Source organism: Methanosphaera cuniculi, from assembly GCF_003149675.1.
GTDB lineage: Archaea > Methanobacteriota > Methanobacteria > Methanobacteriales > Methanobacteriaceae > Methanosphaera > Methanosphaera cuniculi.
Genome location: NZ_LWMS01000020.1, coordinates 81,085 through 99,115 on the forward strand (window position 1 = coordinate 81,085; position 18,031 = coordinate 99,115).

At 26.4% G+C, this 18,031-nt stretch carries 16 protein-coding genes; 11 read left to right on the forward strand and 5 right to left on the reverse strand.

Going from position 1 to position 18,031, the window contains the following annotated elements; genetic code table 11:
- Positions 1-32: 32 nt before the first annotated feature.
- Both MSCUN_RS03775 and MSCUN_RS03780 read right to left on the reverse strand, forming a co-directional pair.
- Positions 33-683 (reverse strand): DUF5612 domain-containing protein, encoded by a 651-nt coding sequence (locus MSCUN_RS03775; RefSeq protein ID WP_095607882.1) that lies wholly within the window; start codon positions 681-683, stop codon positions 33-35.
- A gap of 185 nt (positions 684-868) precedes the next feature.
- Positions 869-1,633 (reverse strand): hypothetical protein, encoded by a 765-nt coding sequence (locus tag MSCUN_RS03780; protein WP_095607883.1) that lies wholly within the window; start codon positions 1,631-1,633, stop codon positions 869-871.
- Positions 1,634-1,875: 242 nt separating this feature from the next.
- Here MSCUN_RS03780 and MSCUN_RS03785 point away from each other — a divergent pair, with 242 nt between their 5' ends.
- From MSCUN_RS03785 to pheA, 7 genes are all read left to right on the forward strand, one after another.
- Positions 1,876-2,442: a DUF366 family protein gene (locus MSCUN_RS03785; RefSeq protein ID WP_095607884.1), complete on the forward strand. Its 567-nt coding sequence runs from the start codon at positions 1,876-1,878 to the stop codon at positions 2,440-2,442.
- A 72-nt stretch (positions 2,443-2,514) separates the two neighbouring features.
- Entirely contained in the window at positions 2,515-2,997 is a 483-nt protein-coding gene (locus tag MSCUN_RS03790) for a 6-pyruvoyl trahydropterin synthase family protein (RefSeq protein WP_095607885.1), read from the forward strand.
- A gap of 126 nt (positions 2,998-3,123) precedes the next feature.
- Positions 3,124-3,723: a radical SAM protein gene (locus MSCUN_RS03795; RefSeq protein WP_245837617.1), complete on the forward strand. Its 600-nt coding sequence runs from the start codon at positions 3,124-3,126 to the stop codon at positions 3,721-3,723.
- Between the two features lie 497 nt (positions 3,724-4,220).
- On the forward strand, positions 4,221-4,814 hold the full coding sequence (locus MSCUN_RS03800) for a CBS domain-containing protein (protein ID WP_095607887.1): 594 nt from the start codon (positions 4,221-4,223) through the stop codon (positions 4,812-4,814).
- A 125-nt stretch (positions 4,815-4,939) separates the two neighbouring features.
- Positions 4,940-5,872, forward strand: coding sequence for a CBS domain-containing protein (locus MSCUN_RS03805; protein ID WP_170104036.1), 933 nt, complete (start codon positions 4,940-4,942; stop codon positions 5,870-5,872).
- Positions 5,873-6,408: 536 nt separating this feature from the next.
- Positions 6,409-7,239 (forward strand): CBS domain-containing protein, encoded by an 831-nt coding sequence (locus MSCUN_RS03810; RefSeq protein WP_095607889.1) that lies wholly within the window; start codon positions 6,409-6,411, stop codon positions 7,237-7,239.
- Between the two features lie 165 nt (positions 7,240-7,404).
- Positions 7,405-8,235 (forward strand): prephenate dehydratase, encoded by an 831-nt coding sequence (gene pheA / locus MSCUN_RS03815; protein WP_095607890.1) that lies wholly within the window; start codon positions 7,405-7,407, stop codon positions 8,233-8,235.
- A 161-nt stretch (positions 8,236-8,396) separates the two neighbouring features.
- On the opposite strand, the gene MSCUN_RS03820 is transcribed toward pheA, so the two are convergent.
- Positions 8,397-8,786 (reverse strand): hypothetical protein, encoded by a 390-nt coding sequence (locus MSCUN_RS03820; RefSeq protein ID WP_095607891.1) that lies wholly within the window; start codon positions 8,784-8,786, stop codon positions 8,397-8,399.
- A 254-nt stretch (positions 8,787-9,040) separates the two neighbouring features.
- On the opposite strand from MSCUN_RS03820, the gene MSCUN_RS03830 reads away from it, so the two are divergent.
- The 4 genes from MSCUN_RS03830 (at position 9,041) to MSCUN_RS03845 (ending at position 12,852) form a co-directional block, all read left to right on the forward strand.
- Complete coding sequence (locus MSCUN_RS03830) at positions 9,041-9,640, forward strand: PsbP-related protein (protein WP_143744839.1); 600 nt, start codon at positions 9,041-9,043, stop codon at positions 9,638-9,640.
- 49 nt (positions 9,641-9,689) lie between these two features.
- On the forward strand, positions 9,690-10,844 hold the full coding sequence (gene coaBC / locus MSCUN_RS03835; protein WP_095607893.1) for a bifunctional phosphopantothenoylcysteine decarboxylase/phosphopantothenate--cysteine ligase CoaBC: 1,155 nt from the start codon (positions 9,690-9,692) through the stop codon (positions 10,842-10,844).
- Between the two features lie 94 nt (positions 10,845-10,938).
- Positions 10,939-12,162, forward strand: a complete 1,224-nt coding sequence (locus tag MSCUN_RS03840) for an NOP5/NOP56 family protein (protein WP_095607894.1) — start codon at positions 10,939-10,941, stop codon at positions 12,160-12,162.
- 24 nt (positions 12,163-12,186) lie between these two features.
- A complete protein-coding gene (locus MSCUN_RS03845; protein WP_095607895.1) occupies positions 12,187-12,852 on the forward strand; it encodes a fibrillarin-like rRNA/tRNA 2'-O-methyltransferase in 666 nt (221 codons plus the stop codon).
- Positions 12,853-13,075: 223 nt separating this feature from the next.
- Here MSCUN_RS03845 and MSCUN_RS03850 read toward each other — a convergent pair whose 3' ends face one another.
- Together MSCUN_RS03850 and MSCUN_RS03855 are read right to left on the reverse strand one after the other, a co-directional pair.
- The gene (locus MSCUN_RS03850) at positions 13,076-15,136 is read right to left on the reverse strand and encodes a hypothetical protein (RefSeq protein WP_095607896.1); all 2,061 of its coding nucleotides are present in this window, start codon (positions 15,134-15,136) and stop codon (positions 13,076-13,078) included.
- Positions 15,114-16,385 carry a hypothetical protein gene (locus tag MSCUN_RS03855; protein ID WP_095607897.1) on the reverse strand — a complete coding sequence of 424 codons (1,272 nt, stop codon included), beginning with the start codon at positions 16,383-16,385 and terminating at the stop codon, positions 15,114-15,116. The genes MSCUN_RS03850 and MSCUN_RS03855 overlap by 23 nt, the downstream gene beginning before the upstream one ends.
- Between the last annotated feature and the right edge of the window lie 1,646 nt (positions 16,386-18,031).

Sequence of the window (18,031 nt, forward strand, 5' to 3'; positions counted from 1 at the left end):
AAAAAGAAAGAAGATTAAAAATAATTACACATCTATAATACTTCATCAACACGATCAATATCAAACTTAGCAGTCTTAGCAACAGTCATAACAGCCATCACACCAGCTTGAACCGGATCTGTAACAACTAAATCAGCATGTTCACGTACAGATCCAACCATGTTAAGACTAATAACTTTAACACCATACTCATTTTTAATCTTATCAATAGCACCACCAATAGTACCACCCATAAGAGAACCAGCAAGAACTAAAACACCAACACGTGGAAGACAACTAACAGCAGAAATAGCTTCAGTAAGCTTCTCTTCACCTGCTAAAGGAAGTGTATCAACACTAATACGTTCACCACGAATATTATGACGATCAGCCTCAGTAATAGCACCAAGAGCAACTTGTGCAACCTGAGCACCACCACCAATAATAATAATACGTTTACCCCATACTTCATCCATAGAAGGAGAAACTGTAACATCAACAACTTCATCTAACTTCTTAAGCTCATCAACTAGATGATCCATATCATCAACATCTTCAAGCTCAATATAAGTAGATGCATGCTCATCAGAATCCATGTAAAGATGAGTATATGAAATATTAATATTCATACTAGCAATAAAATTAGTAACTTCTTTTAAAACACCAGGTTTATCAACTGAACGTATAGTAATAGCATTAGTCATAAAAAAACATTATCTCCTGAAAAAATTATTTTTATCCTACTTTTTTTATAATATAAAAAATATTTATTCCTTAGATAAGTACTCTCAAAAAAAAATAATACCTACCTTTTATCTAATCATCATATATTAATTTCATCATATAAAAAAACTTTTAAAAAAAAATAAGAAAAAGGAAAGAAAGTTAATCATGTGAAATAATCATCATATTCTACACCATTTGGAAACTTTGAATGAATATGTCCAGTATGAGGGTTATAGTATTCATGATATCCATCTCTACCCCGTATATGTTGAACTCCATCAGATGTTGTGTAAGATTTAACATATTGTCCATATTGAGGTGAATAATGATATCCATCATCTCCACCACCACTACTTTTTGAACTACTTTTACTGCTTGATTTTTTAGAAGATGATTGTGTATTTGATGATGCATCTTTATTGTTTGTATCTTTATTTACTGTTGTTTGGTTATCTGTTGCATTATTTTCAAGATCTACTTGTTCTAATAGTTCTACTTTTAGTGTTTGGAGTATATGAATCATAGTATTTTCATCTGGTGTTGTTATTAATACATTTCGTCCTGAATAATCAGCATAATAACTACATAGTCCACTTGGTGTTTTGTTAAATGTTTGATTGTTTTTTGTTGTTGGTTTTGCATCTTTTTGTGCTGTGTTTTTTACATCATCAAAACTTGTGGTTTGATTTGTTATATTTTCATTATCTGGGTATTTGTTATATACTATTATTTTCAGGTTTTCTTTGTTGTTTTCATATATCTGATAATCTGTTTGGTTTGTTACATTCACACTACTTTCTGGCACTTCACATGTTAATCCATCCATTGTTAGATTTTGATAGGTATCATAGGATGAATATGAGTATACTCCTAGTATGAATGCTATGATTATGAGAATTATGATTAGTATTTTATTTTTTTGTCTCATATTTTATAATTTCCTCTTTATAATGATTTTTTTTATTTTTTGATATGTGTTAGTTTATATTTTGTTTTTTAAAGTAATAAAATGTTTATATAACTAGTTTTATGTAATGTTAAGGAGTTATTTTATAGGTTTTTTATTTTAGCTTTACATATACGTTGTTTCATATTTTATTGTAATAATTTTTAAATTTATAAAAGTACATAAATTATTAGTAGTAAATAATATTTGAGGTTTGATATGATATGCAATATTTAAAATGGAAAGATAATAATGAATATGATGGAAGTCAAATTAATCCTTCATGGGCTTTTCAGGAATTTGGAGTTAAAGATTCAACAATTGTTTCATGGATGGGTCCTATGAATATACTTGGTGATAATCTTATTGACTATGAAGATGTAGGTCTTGACATAAAAGGAGATAAAATGCTTCATTTTATTGTTGAACATTTTGATGAACAGCCAGGAAATCTGAAACTTGCATATCATCGTCAGAGAATGCTTGTTATGATCACACGTGATAAACTACTAAATTATGGTATTAAAACAACACAAGATGGTGATGATATTTTTATTAATGATAGAAAATTATCAGTATCTATTGCAACAGCATCAATTAGTAGTATGAAAATACATTTTGCACTTAACATTACAACAAAAGGAACACCAAGTGATGTTAATACATCAGCTCTTGATGATGAATGTATGACACTAAGTGAAATTGAACAATTACAAGATGAAATTGCAAATACATACATAGAAACTATTGACACAATAATGTGTGATATTACAAAAACAAAAGTATTCTAGATCAAAAAAAATAAAGAAAAAATATATTAAATAAAATAAAGTATTATGATATATAAATAGAGGTTATTAATAATGAAAGTAAACTTAGATGGAATTCATACAAACTTAAGATTTTCAGCAGCACACATGGTAATAGGACATAAGTCATGTGGAAAAATACATGGACATAGTTATATTGTAGATGTTGAAGTTGAAGGTGAAAGAAGTGGACAATTTGGTTTTGTAATAGATTTTAAAGTACTAAAAGATATTACACGAAAAATATGTAAAACACTAGATCATAGAGTACTAATACCAATTGAAAGTCCAGATTTAGAAGTTACATATGAGGATGATAAAACAATAGAATTTACACTACTTGGAGATTGTGAATATAAACTTCCAAAAAGTGATGTTGTACTTCTACCAATTCCATCAACAACAGCAGAATCATTATCAATATACATAACAGAAAAAATAGTAGAAGCATTACCTGATACATCAACACTAGATTATATAGAAGTACAGGTAAATGAAGGAATTGGACAAGGAGCATCATATCATAAAACATTATAAAAGAATAATAAGATATTAGGGAGGTTTTTAGTTATTTGTGGTATTATAGAAATATTTTCAAGCCTACAAGGTGAAGGACAACTAATTGGAAAAAGACAAATCTTCATAAGATTTGCAGGATGTAATATTGATTGTAACTACTGTGATACACAAAATAGTAAAACAACAGAAAATGCAACAAACTACACAATTGATGAATTAAACACAGAAATACAAACATTAATGAGTTCTGATTTTGATTCACTTGAAATTACAGGTGGAGAACCACTACTACACGCTGATTACATATATGAATTTCTCAAAAAATATCCATACAAATCAATGCTTGAAACAAATGCCACACTACCTGATGAACTAGAAAAACTAACAGATGTAATAGATATTGTATCAATGGATATAAAATTACCAGAATATTTCAACTCTCATGAAAACTGGCGTGAATTATATCTTAAAGAACTTGAATCAATAAAAATACTTGAAGATACAAATACTAAGTATTATATTAAAATAGTAGTAAGTCCAACAACAAAAAAACAAGATATAGCTGATATAATGGAAGATATATCTAAAGTAGCATCAGCAAATACTGAGATAATAATACAACCTGTAAGTCCAATGAGTCTATGGGAAGATAAAACAAAACTATTTAAAATATCAGAAATTGTTGGAAAAAGCTTTAATGTATCAATAATACCTCAAATTCACAAATACATGAACATAGAATAAAAAAAGAAGGATATCCTACTAAAAAAGAGAACCTTTCTACTCTCCACCTTTTTATATATTTAATATTTTTTTTATAGTATAGTTATTCATATCCTACTAAAATTAAAAATTTAGAAAAATAAATACTTTTTTTTAAAAGAAGTTTGGATATTTTATTTCAAATTTTATTTAATCAATATTAATTTTAGTAATTTTTAAAATAAATAAAAAAATAGTTAGTAGTTTTCTTTATAAAAAATTAGAAAAAAATAGTTTAATTCTTTTTTTTTACACAATTTTTATTATTGCATAACAATTATAGATTTATATTTTATGTTATTATACTTTTTCTATTTTAATCCATTTAAAAATATAAAAAACATTCATATATAGACGAACTATTAAAAATTTATTATAAAAATGGATTTTATTATGAAAATTCATGCGTAATATATTAATAAGAAAAGCTATATTATTGATTATGTTATTCTTAAAAACATAACCCGGAGTTGATTAACATGGATTTAAAAATAAAGAATGATATAGAAATCAAGGATGCAATGACACATAATGTTATTAAATCAACAAGTGATGTGACAATCGCAGATATAGCTAAATTGATGACAAAGAACGATATAAGTTCCGTGGTTATAGAAGATGAAATAATAAAAGGAATTGTTACAACAAATAATATTATTTCAAAAGTTGTATCAAAAAATCTTTCACCCCAAGATGTAACAGCAGATATGGTAATGGAAGATTATGTGGGCTTAAGACCTGAAACATCACTAGCTGAAGCATCAAAGACAATGATTGAAAACAACTCAAAAGTTGTACTTGTAACAGAGAATGATGAATTAAAGGGAATTTTAACATTAACTGATATTGTTAGAGTATCACCTGAGTTAATTCAAATATTTATTGAAGAACTTGGTCTTGATGATATTTACCTTGAAAATTCACAGACAAATAATTCAAGTTATTCTGATAACGAAGAGCTTGATGAGGGAGTATGTGAACATTGTGGAGTATATGGATCACTTGATAAGTATGATGGACTCTATCTATGTTCTGATTGTATTGATGAGTTAAAATCAGAAGATGAAGACTAAGTTCAAATAAAATATACTTATAAATTTACCCAATAAATTTAACCTATAAGAAAAACAAAATAACATAGGTAAAAATCAACAAAATCAAATAAGTATTAAAAAAAAATATGGAGATGCGATTAGCAATGAAAAATAAAATAATCGAAAGAATCGAAAATGCAGATGAAGACTTCGAAATACAAATCACCAATGAAAAAGGAGACATAATGAGTGTTGCACTAAAAGATGTAATAACAGCAACACCAAGTACACCAATAATTAACGTTGCAAACCTAATGACAAAAAATAATATTAGACGTGTACCAATAACAGAACCTGGATCTGGTAAAATACTTGGGATCATAACAACAATGGACATTCTTGATTTCTTTGGTGGAGGAAAAAGATATAATATAATAACAGAAAAATACAATGGAAACTTCCTATCAGCTATTAATGCACCAATACGTGAAATTATGACAAAAGATGTTAAAACCATGAGTTATAAAGACACTATAATTGATGCAGCATCAGTAATGATAAAAGATAAAATTGGTGGACTGCCAATCATAGATGATGATGAACAAATCATTGGAATGATAACAGAAGGAGATGTAGTATCAAAACTAAAAGAACTCATCTTTGGACGTGAAGCACGAGATTTAATGACAGATAATATTATCACAACTACTCCTGGAACAAGAATTGAAGGTGTAACTAAGATAATGGTAAGAAACTCTCTACGTCGTATACCAATAGTTGGAGAAGATCCAAATTCAAATTCAAAAGAAGAAAAAATACTTGGAGTTGTAACAGCATCAGATGTACTTAAATACTTAGGTGATCATGAACTATTTGCAAAACTATTTTCAAATGAAGGAAATGATGTAGTTGATGTAACAATTGATAATCTTATGGAAGACTTCTTAATAACTGCACCAATGTATGAAAAAACAGAAGATCTCATAGATTTAATGAAAAAATTCAGTATTAAAGGTATACCAATAGTAGATGAAGATACAAATAAACTTGTAGGAATTGTAACAGTTCGTGATCTTCTAAAAGCAATAGTAGAATAAAAAAAAAGAAAAGATTTGCACAACATAATAGGAAGTTTATTATTTAATGGGAAAGTATTGAAATTTAATATTTAATTACACATTCAAAAAAAAAGAGTTAACTTATATTATTTTAGTTTTAAATTAAAGATATAAGGGGAAAAATTGCTTTTAAATCATCAAAAAAAAAATTGAAGAATGTGTTTTTTATTTTAAATTTCTAAAAAGATACTTTTTAGATGATGAAAAAAAAGGAAAGAAGATTAATTGTAAGGAGTTTCAAAAATAAGATTTTTTTTTCATCCCATCTACATAAAAAAATTATTCATAATATATAGTACTATTAAATAAAACTTTAAAAATTTTATCTACTAAATTTTAATAAAACATAGAAAACGAACTAAAAATATGCAAATAACACAAAAAATCAAATAAAAAAGTAAAAATAATGTAAATACTTTTTTATATCATAATTGAAAATACTTATAATTAAGACACAATCTAAGAACATTACTTAATTGTGAATATAAACAATCAAATAAAAGGAGCTGATTGCAATGACAATCGATAAAATAATGGTTAAAGATGTTATAACAGTAAATAAAGATCAAACAATAGTTGATGCTTTAAAACTTATGAAAAAACATAAAATATCCAGACTACCAGCTATATCTCCAAAAACCAAAGAATTAGTAGGAATTATAACAGAAAAAGATATGGCAATAAAAATAGCTTCAGCAAAATATGAAGAAATACCACTCTCACACATGAGAGTTTCAACAATAATGACACAAGATGTAATAACAGCAGCTCCAACTGACTCAAAATTACAAATTCTTAAAAAATTAGTTGACAACCATATTGGTGGAATACCAATAGTAGATGAACAAACAAAAGAAATTGTGGGAATTGTAACAAAAGGAGACTTCCTAAAACATTTAGATAAAGAACCATACACAACAACACCAATAAAAGACATAATGACCAAACGTGTAATAACAATAGGACCTGATGACAGATTTGTACATGCAAGAACACTAATGATAGATAATAAAATATCAAGACTTGTAGTTGTAAATTCAGGATCAATTGCAGGAATTCTAACAGATAAAGATATGACAAAAACAATCATTGAATTTAAAAAACGAGTACCAGAAAAATACCAAGCAAATCAAATTAGAAACTTATTTGTACAAGAAATCATGTCACAAACCATTGAAACACAACCAAAAGATGCAACAGTATCAGATGTAGCACATATCATGGTTGATAAAGAATACAGTGGAATACCAGTATCAGATGATGGAAGCAAAGTACAAGGAATGATAACAAAATCAGATATTCTAAAATTCGTATATGACCAAAACAGAAAACGTGGAAACTACTAGAAATAAGAGTATAACAGTAGTATACACCCCCATAACCTCCATTAAAACTTTTTTTATTAAATTTTAAATACCTTTTTTTTATATTCATACATCTAGTAAAATACATAATGAAGCTTCATAATTATAAAAGAATTAATTAACTTTATAATATAAAAATAATAATTAATGAATAAAAATAAACAAGTCGGATACTTAGGTCCTGAAGGAACATTTTCACACGAAGCAGTACTTAAAGTTGTAGATGAAACAGATGAAATAAAGCCATATCCAACTATTTTAAATATCTTTGAAGATTTAGAAGATAATAAGATAGACATGGCAATAGTACCTGTTGAAAATTCTACAGAAGGTTCTGTTTTAATAACTCTTGATTGTTTAACTAATTTTAATAATATAAAAATTATACAAGAGTTTCAAATACCAATAAAACATAACCTACTCATACAACATGGAAAAACAATTGATGAAATAAAAGTTATATGCTCACACCAACAACCACTAGCACAATGTCGTGAATATATTTATAAACTTAAAAAACCTGTTCAAAGTATGCCAAGTACAGCAAATGCAGCACGTTATGTTACAGAAATAGAAACAGCAGCAGTAATAGGAAATAAGATGCTAGCAGATAAGTATGATCTTAAAATTATTGATGAAAATATACAAGATTATAAAAATAATGTAACACGCTTTTTAGTACTTAAAAAAGATGCAAAAACAAAGCCAACAGGTCATGATAAAACATCAATCATAATATCATTATATGATGATAAACCTGGAGGATTTTATAAAGTACTATATGAATTTAAAGAAGAAAATGTGAACCTTACACATATTGAGTCAAGACCATCAAAAGAAGGAATGGGTAAATACTTGTTTTTTATTGATATGGAAGGACATAAACTAGATGAAAATATATCTAGAGTTCTTATGAAAGTTGAAAAGAAAGTTAAAATGTTTAAAATTTTAGGTTCTTATGAAACTATAAACTGTTGAGGGGGAATTAATATACCTAATGATTCTCGACATACAATAGAAAGAAAACTAAAAAATTTAGAAAAACAAAGAGAACAAGGTTTTATAAATGAAGAAGATTATGAAACACTCAGAATAAGATATGAAAGAAAACTAGGAAATAAAGAAGCAGTAACCAAACTTCAAGAAGCAAAAGGATTTGATCCAGACAAAATTAAAGAGAAAAAAGCACGAAAAGAAGAATTATATGATGACTTTGTAGATGAATATACAAAGATAGAATCAAAAGATATTTCTGATAAAAGTGTATTTAGTAAAAGAACTGCACGTAAAATTCTTATCGTAGTTGTAATAATTGCCTTTGCAATAGGACTTGCTGCTGGAGTATCAACACTTAATACTGTTGAAAAACAACAACAAACCAATATTACAGTAGGAGATTCAGCATTTAGCCCAGATGCAATAGCAAATGCAACTAATCTTACAGCAAATAATACAACAGCAAATAATACAACTATAGCACAAACAACAAAATCTTCAACATCCACACCAGCTTCAACTGTAAAATCCACAACAAAGAAAAGCTCAAGTTCATCAAAAGCATATAGTGGATCATCATCATCAAATAGTGGTAGTAAAAAACCATCAAGTGGAGGTAGTAACTCAGGATCACACTCAAGTGGAAGTAGTAGTTCATCTGGTAGTGGATCATCAGGTAGTAGTTCATCTAGTGGTGGATCATCAAAATAGAAAAATTTAGCTAAATAGATATAAGATAAAAAAAAACTAAATTAGGAAAAAAAAAGAAAATATTAGGAGTGAATCAATGAAAAAGAAAAACGTGTTAATGACAATAGTTGGAATAATTATTGTCATACTAGCAGCATTTTTTATCATAGATAATCTTGATAGCCTCACAGCATCAGGACAAAGATTTGAAAAAAATGGTATAACATTCCAATACCCAGACTCATGGAGTGAGGCAAACTCAGTAGCAGAAGGATCTGTAGGAGCAGTTGCAAATACAGAAAATCCTGGAATATCTGTAGTAATACAACAAGCACCAGCAGCATATGGAAATGATATACAAAACGCTTGTGCATATAATGACCAATTTTTAGCTGCAGATGGTAATTATATTAATATAGAAGAAAAAAACAGCAGTATACATAATAACTCTGTTGTAATGCACAGATACATAATAAATGAACCAGACGGATCACAAAAAGAACATGTTGCAACATGGATAAAAATGAATGATAGTAAAATCTATGTAATACTATTTTCAACACCAGTAGATCAATATGAACAACAAAGAGGAAACTATGATCTAGTAGCTGGAACATTTAAACTAATAAGTGATAAAGAAAGAAATTCAATTTTTAATACAATAGGATCAAAAATAAATCAATTCTTAAATAACTAAAGATTTGGATAAATTTGGAAAAAAAACTATTAAGGGAGTAGTTAAAAAAATGAAAATAATACTATGTATTACCGGAAGTATAGCAGCAGTAGAAGATCTGAAACTTGTACATGCACTTCAAAAGAAAGGATTTGATGTACAATGCTTCATGACACCTGATGCATGTGAACTTATAACACCATTATCAATGGAATTTGCAACCAAACATCCTGTAATAACCAAGATAACAGGATATGTAGAACATGTAACAAATGCAAGAGCCGACTTAATACTAGTAGCACCATCAACAGCAAATACAATAAGTAAATTTGCAAATAAAATAGCTGATACACCAGTAACAACCATGCTATTAACAGCAAGTGGATATAAAACACCAATACTATTTGTTCCATCAATGCACATTTCAATGTATAAGGCAGTTGAAGATAAAATAGAACAAATTAAAACTGAACAACCACATGCACAATTTTTAGAACCAGTAAATAAAGAAAATAAGGCAAAATTCCCTGCAATAGATGATGTAGTACTTGAATCTGAGAAAATGGTATCAGAAAACAAGCTAAAAGATATGAATGTTATAGTATCAGCAGGAGCAACATTTGAACCAATAGATGCAATGCGTGGAATAACAAATAGAAGCTCAGGTAAAATGGGACTAGAACTTGCTAAAGAAGCATATAGACAAGGTGCAAATGTGACAATTGTATGTGGACAAATGAGTGTAGATGTACCACAACAAATTAAAAAAATAGATGTAGAAACAACATCCCAGATGATGCATGTAATAAAAAATATGATAGCTGAATCTGACATCTACATATCAGCTGCTGCAATATCAGACTTTGAAGTAGATCAATATAATGAGGGTAAAATATCATCAAATGAAGATGTAACAATAAAATTCCGCAAACTACCAAAAATACTAAAAGAAATTAAACAAATAAAACCATCAATATATGTAGTAGGATTTAAAGCAGAAGCAGGACTTAGTGAAGATGAACTAATAAAACGTGCAAAAGATCGTATGGAAAAATATCAAACCGATATCATGATAGCAAATGACCTTCTAGTTGAAGGTGGAGGAGCAGGAAGTGATGATAATGAAGTTTATATTATAGATGAAAATGAAACTACTAAACTCACTTTAGATTCAAAAGAAAATATATCAAAGAAAATAATTGAAAAGATATATAAAACCATATAGACTAACTCCCATTATTAACTTCACCACCCCTCTTAACTCACATCTTTTTTTTTAATACAAATTTTTAATAAATTTAAAAATTAAACCTATAACTATGAAATGCTATATAACAACAACAAGCTTTGGATTTATAGCTACAAATCATGAAAATAATATTATTGACTATACATTATTTGAAGATCAGGTAGAATCAATTGAACAAATAAGTCAAAACAAACTATTACCAGTTGAATTAATCCAAAAACTAGAAAAACAATATGATACAATAATAATAGAAACAAACAAGCCACAACAATATGCACAATATAAAACAGTTACATGTGAAACTACAACAAAACAGGGACAATATATTCGTAAACATCTTGATGAAATTATAAGTGAAATAACAACACTAAATGATACAAAACAAATAACAGAAGATCTAAATACTACATTTAATCAAGTGACACAGGATAAAATACGAAGTTCAATTGAATTTAATGATGTTATGATTGTAGAAACAATAAATTCATTAGATGAAATAGATGAAACTATTGGAAAACTCATAGAAAGATTACATGAATGGTGTATGCCATATCTACCAGAACTTGAAAAACTACATAACCATAAACTATATGCAAAACTAGTAGCTAATGAAACTACTCGTGAAAATATAAAACAAAGCAGTTTACTTGATAATACCGATATAGAATTATATGATTACAATGATATTACAGTAAAACAATCAGATCTTATAATTATTAAAAGTTTTGCTGAGTCTATATGTTCATTATATGATACTAAAGAAACATTAGAAGAATACATTAAAGAAAAAATGATAGAAGTAGCACCAAATCTCTACTCTGTTGCAGGTGCAAATCTTGGAGCAAAACTTATTGCACATATTAATGGACTTGAAAATCTTGCTAAACTTCCATCTTCCACAGTACAAATAATGGGAGCTGAAAAAGCAACATTTAGACATCTTAAAACTGGTGAAAATCCACCGAAACATGGATTAATCTATCAACATCCTAATCTTCGTGGATCTAATTGGTGGGTACGTGGAAAAATAGCAAGAACAATTGCATCAAAAATATCAATAGCAGCACGAAAAGATGCTTTTGGAGATAAAATACTTGATCCAACACTAAAAGAAGATATGGAAACAAGAATTGAACAAATACGAAAAGATCATCCATTCCCAGAACGAAAAAACAAGAAATCCAAAGATAAGAAAAATAAGAAAAATAAAAAAGAGAAAAAACAACGCAAACAAAAAGGAAAAAAACGTAAAAGAAACAAGAAAAAACTAAGAAAAGAAGACTATAACTACTAAAAAAAATGGGAGGATAGATACAGAATGCAAATACAACAAATTGGAGAAAATGTATATCAGATAGATAATCAAATTGCAACAGTAAATCTAACACCTACTAAACAAGTATACCAGGAAACATTACTTCAACATGAAGATAAAGAATTTAGACTGTGGAATCCAAGACGATCAAAACTTGCAGCAGCAATAATAAAAGGACTTAGAACATTTCCTTTTAAAAAAGATTCAAAAGTATTATATCTTGGAGCATCAGCAGGAACTACACCATCACATATATCAGATATATGTAGTGAAGGACGGATATATTCAGTTGAGTTTTCACCAACAATGATGAGAGAATTTCTTGATGTATCTAAAAATCGGAAAAATCTAATTCCACTTCTTGAGGATGCTACAAGACCTGAAAATTATCAAAGTTATGTGGAATGTGTTGATGTAATTTATAGTGATGTTGCACAAGCTCAGCAAACAAAATTATTTATAGATAATTTTAAAATGTTTTCAAAAGAAGATACTGTTGGAATTCTTATGATTAAAGCTCGAAGTATTGATGTAACACGAAATCCAAATGAAATCTTTAAACAAGAAAAACGACACTTAGAAGAAGAAGGATTAAAGGTTATTGAAGAAATTAAACTAAATCCATATGAAAAGGATCATATAGCTTTTATATGCAAACAAATGTTCTAAAAAAAATAGATAATATTATTTTCTAAATTAGATGGAAATTTAAGAAGATTTATTTTAGTGTGAATCTTCTGATTTTTTTTTACCACCCTCTCTTTTTTTTATTTTTGATAAATTTTAATTTTATAACTTTTTTTTAACTAATCTAAGATAATATTATGTATCTGAGAAATTTTAAAAAAAATAGTTAAAAAGGGAGAGGAGTATTTTTTTATTCTAGTTTTTTTTATATTTTTATTTGTATAACATCTGTTATTGTGTTATAGTATGAGTTGTGATATGTTGTTGTTATGTTATGTATTCCTGTTTTATATTTTTCACTTAGTTTGTATGTGAAGTTTGCATATCCATTTGTTATGTTTACTTTAATTGGTGTTTTATTTTCTGTTATTGTTTCGCCATCGATTTTATATGTTATGAAACCATCATTTACTATTTTATATGGTGTTGTAACTTGTGTGTTTAGTTTGAGTGTGTTGTTTGTTATTATTGGTGTGTTTTGTTTGGTTTTTATTGTTGCATTACGATTTATGATGTTTAGTTTGAATTGGATATCACATTGTTTGTATACTGAGTTTTCTCCTATTCGTATAAGAACATCATATTCACGTTGCTTAAATGTATTTGTTGGTAGTGTTAAATTAATAATTCCATTTTTAATATTTGTATTTATTTGAGTTACTCCGTTTATTTTAACACATATTTTATTTGTTCCTTTTATTGGTTTGTTATCTATATCATGTAGTGTAAGTTTTATGTTTGTGTTAGTTTGTGTAAGTTGTACTATTGGTTCAATTTCAACAGGACTAATTAATCGTTTTGTTAGTGTAAATGTTGTATTGATTCTAAGATTATTAAATTTGTATCCTCCATTATATACAACTTCTAGTTTGTATGTTATTCCACTCATTGAAAATGGTATGGAGTAATTTAAGAATGCATGATTATTATCTAGATACACATGTATATCATTTCCATTATTATCTTTAAGTGTACATCCATTAATTTTAAATAATACAAATCCATCATTTACCACATGATCATCTATATCTGATACTACTGTATTGATAAGAAGATTTCCATATGTGGTTGCATTGTTTGTGGTTGCTATCATATTTACATTACGTTTTATTAATGTAAGTTTATAATTTAATATTTTAGTATTATAGAAGTTATTTTCACCTAATATTATGGTTATATTATATGTGGATGGTCTTAGTGTATCTGTTTTTAGGCTAATATGAAGTAATCCATCTGTGATATTACTATGTAGATATGTTACTCCATTAATTTTTGCACATATCTTTGTAGTTTTATGAAGCAGTTCTCCTTGTTCATCTTTTATTTGTGCTACTAGTGTATGGTTTGTGAATGTTTTAATTGTTACATTAGGTAAAATAATATCTGATATATTACGCTTAACTACAGTGATTTTAGTAACTATTGTTGCACTATTATAGAGTGTGTTTTCATTTGTTATAATTTTTAGAGTATATGTATTTGCACTTAGATTTGCTGTTGGTATAACTGTATTAAGAAGTCCATCTTTAATTGTTGTTGTTGCATATACTTTGTTATTTATCTTAATAGTAGCATCTACATCACCTTGTATTATATTTGAATATTTATCTTTAAGTTGTGCTACTATGGTCATATTAGTACATGATTTTATTGTAATATTATCCATCATGTCGTATATACTTGCTTTTCTATCATAATTTAGTGTTATATTAGTATTTTCCATTGGTTTAAGATATTCTACGTGTGATGTTATCTGGTTTTGATAAATTCCAAAGTATGTATACATATATACCTGGTTTGTTGTTTGATCTTTTGTTACTTCATTATAAGATCCATCTGTCATAAAGGTTACATTTTCTTCTAAATTAAGTTGTTCATTTATAATTGGTGAGTAGATGTAAAGTTGTGTTTTATTTCCTAATGATCCATAATTTATTGTAATGTTTGTATCATGTAAAATAAAGTTACATGTTGTATAAATTGTTATGTTACATTGATTGGTACTTTGATATTGTATGTTATTTGTGAAGTTAGAATATGTTATTTTAATAGATCCATTATTATATATTACTCCTCCCATATTTGCCAGGTTATCTGTGAAATTAGATGTTGTAATTGATACATTTCCACCCATGTTATATATGGTACTTCCATTAGTATTTAAATCAGTTTCAGTCATTCCACGACCTTTATTTTGTGTAAATGTAGAATTTAATATGGTTAAATTTGCTTTGTTATTATAGTTACATCCACCATTTTTTTGCACTATTAGATATGAAATTTGATCCTTGTATTGTAATGTTTGATCCTATATTATAGTTAACTCCTCCATAAAATGCATAGTTATCTTTTAAAGTTGAATTTATTAAGTTTAGTTGTGAATTCATATAATTATAGTTTATACCACCAAAACTTGCATTGTTATTTGTGAAGTTAGAATTTATAATATTAACTACACTTCTTTGTGTGTTATAGTTTATTGCACCATTATATGCTGTATTATTATTAAATCTAGAATTTTGAATTACAACATAAGCATTGTAATTTGATGTTATTGCACCATTTCCTCCATTAGGAGCTTGGTTATTTATAAAGTTACAATTATCTATAAACATATGTGAACGATTATTATATGCAATTGCACCATTTTGTGTTTGTTGTGATGTAAAATTGGAATTATAAATAAATGTTTCATTTAAGTTATAGACAATAGCTCCATATTTATCAGCTCGATTACGATTAAAATTTGATGTGTTTATCATGGTATTTGCCGTTTTTTCATTATAAATAACACCTCCCATGTTAGCTTTATTGTTTGTAAAGTTTGAGTTTGTTATTTGTAATATTGCTTTATTATAAACTACTCCACCAAATTTATATGCTGTGTTAGATAAAGCTGTTGAGTTTGTTATTGTTAGATTTCCACAGTTAAATATTGTTCCATTAGCAGTAATTGTATTTGTTCCAAGATTTGAATCTGTAATTGTCATATTACCATTATTATATATTATACCATTACTTGTTGCCTGATTTTGGTATAATGATATATTTTTTAATGTTACATTTCCATTATTATTTATTGCAGATCCATTTACAGCTTTTGTATATTGTATGTAAAAATTCATTAAATTAAGTGTATATCCACATGATACATTAATAAATTGACTTGTTTTTTGACCATTAATTACTACAAGATCTTTACCACCACATATTGTTAAGTTTTTAGCACTACTTGAATCACCCCAATTAATTGACTGGTTAATTGTATAATTTCCCTTATTTAATGTTATTGTAGGATTATCACAAGTTTTATTAGTTTTTATTGATTCAATAGTATTATAAAGTTCTGTATAGTTGTTTACTTCATAATTACTTTGTTTTTTAATAGTTTTATTCACAGATTTAGTATTTAATATATTTGAATTATTATTTCTATCAGTAATTGATGTTGTTATATGATTAACATTATTATCAGATAAAACATGTGAGGTATTATCATCTGTTGCTGAAATCACATTAACTGATATTAATAATAAAAATACTATTAAAGTTGTGAGTAAAAATTTGTTATTTTTATTTCTAAAAATATTTTTTTCCTCCCATAGAATTATAATTAAAAAAAAATGTTTAAAAAAATTAAAAAGTTTTCTTTTTGATAATTAAGTGTATATTTTTTTAAAAATATAAAACTATAAAAAAAGATTTGATATTACAATAAACTTATAAAATTTATCATATTTAAAAAATATCATCAGAAAATAACTAAAAAATAAAATCAAATAATAAAATAAACAGAGTATCTTTTTTAATAATTAATAATTTATATTATCCACATTAATTGTTATAAAACTAAATTAAGACTATAAATTTAGATTTATTTAAGTTAAAAAAAAATAGATTATTTTATATAAAAGGTGATGAGGAAAATATAAAACTTCTTTATAATAAGAAAGTTTTATTTTTAGGTGCTAAGAAAATGGAAAAAAATATCAAATAATACTTCATTAACTTTAAAGACACGTGTTTTTTACCTCTCTTTTTTTTAAATATGAACATATAACATCATAAGTTGTAGCATGTTTTTCTTTTTTTTAGAATTTTTTTTCAATTTATACGTGGAGTCATTAATTCTTAATTTTATAGAAGTGTTAATTATTTTTTATTTTATTTAAAACATACCAATTCCTATTATGTCAAAAAAAATATCAATTTAGAAGTATTCATCCTTTTTTATGAAAAGATATAACTTATAGCTATTAGTAATTCTTCATTTTTTTTTATTATTCTTTTTATTTAAAGTATTTAAGAAAAAAACTTTTATGATGTGATACAATATTGCAGTTTTTCTTTGAAAGTAAACTTAAAGTTATCTTTTTTTGAGAATCTATTTTTTTTTGAGCATCTTTTTTTTACACATGATTTTTTTTAATGATAACATCTACTAAACTAACGCTTAAACTCCCTTAATATTAAAAACGATCCTTTTTATCATTTTATTTTTTTCATTTTTTTTGATTATCAGTTTAATTATCTTTTGTATTTTAATGGCTAACAATAAGCACACCTTTATTTTATATAATTCCTATAAAATTTGTATTTGGTATAAAAAAAATAATATTATAACAACTAAAGGTGTGATTTTAAAATTCTTCTTCCATATAACTTATCTTTCTAATTAAATAAAAAAGATGATTACTTCCTCATTTCTACCATTAGCATTATCTCCAAATAAAAATAAAAAAAGGCAAGACAACCCTATTTTTTAAGCTAAATTGTACCATTTTAAATATTTTTATTCTCTCCCCTTTTTTTTAAAGAGTTTTTATTTTTTTTTTTCGACCATATTTTTATTTATACTATTTTTTTTTATGAAATTTAAAAAAAGATATAAATAACTCATCACCTGAAAAAAAAGGTTAACTTTTTTTGTTACAAGAAAAATAATACTTTTGAAAAAAATAATCTTCCAATATAAAATATAGAAGACTTATTCAAAAAATTTTCTTGTAGTTCATATATTTTAAAACATATTATATAAACCTTTTCAAGTAACGTATCATAGAAAATAAGCTCATTTAAGCGTTTAATCTAATGAATTTTTTAAAGAAAAATTTACTAAAAGATTAATCTTATAAAAAGCATGAAAAAAAGCAATTATGAA

Coding starts and splice junctions, on each gene's coding strand:
- MSCUN_RS03775 (WP_095607882.1), bottom strand. CDS start 683: ATGACTAATGCTATTACTATACGTTCAGTTGATAAACCTGGTGTTTTA.
- coaBC (WP_095607893.1), top strand. CDS start 9,690: ATGAAAATAATACTATGTATTACCGGAAGTATAGCAGCAGTAGAAGAT.
- MSCUN_RS03845 (WP_095607895.1), top strand. CDS start 12,187: ATGCAAATACAACAAATTGGAGAAAATGTATATCAGATAGATAATCAA.
- MSCUN_RS03830 (WP_143744839.1), top strand. CDS start 9,041: ATGAAAAAGAAAAACGTGTTAATGACAATAGTTGGAATAATTATTGTC.
- MSCUN_RS03780 (WP_095607883.1), bottom strand. CDS start 1,633: ATGAGACAAAAAAATAAAATACTAATCATAATTCTCATAATCATAGCA.
- pheA (WP_095607890.1), top strand. CDS start 7,405: ATGAATAAAAATAAACAAGTCGGATACTTAGGTCCTGAAGGAACATTT.
- MSCUN_RS03810 (WP_095607889.1), top strand. CDS start 6,409: ATGACAATCGATAAAATAATGGTTAAAGATGTTATAACAGTAAATAAA.
- MSCUN_RS03805 (WP_170104036.1), top strand. CDS start 4,940: ATGAAAAATAAAATAATCGAAAGAATCGAAAATGCAGATGAAGACTTC.
- MSCUN_RS03800 (WP_095607887.1), top strand. CDS start 4,221: ATGGATTTAAAAATAAAGAATGATATAGAAATCAAGGATGCAATGACA.
- MSCUN_RS03790 (WP_095607885.1), top strand. CDS start 2,515: ATGAAAGTAAACTTAGATGGAATTCATACAAACTTAAGATTTTCAGCA.
- MSCUN_RS03840 (WP_095607894.1), top strand. CDS start 10,939: ATGAAATGCTATATAACAACAACAAGCTTTGGATTTATAGCTACAAAT.
- MSCUN_RS03785 (WP_095607884.1), top strand. CDS start 1,876: ATGCAATATTTAAAATGGAAAGATAATAATGAATATGATGGAAGTCAA.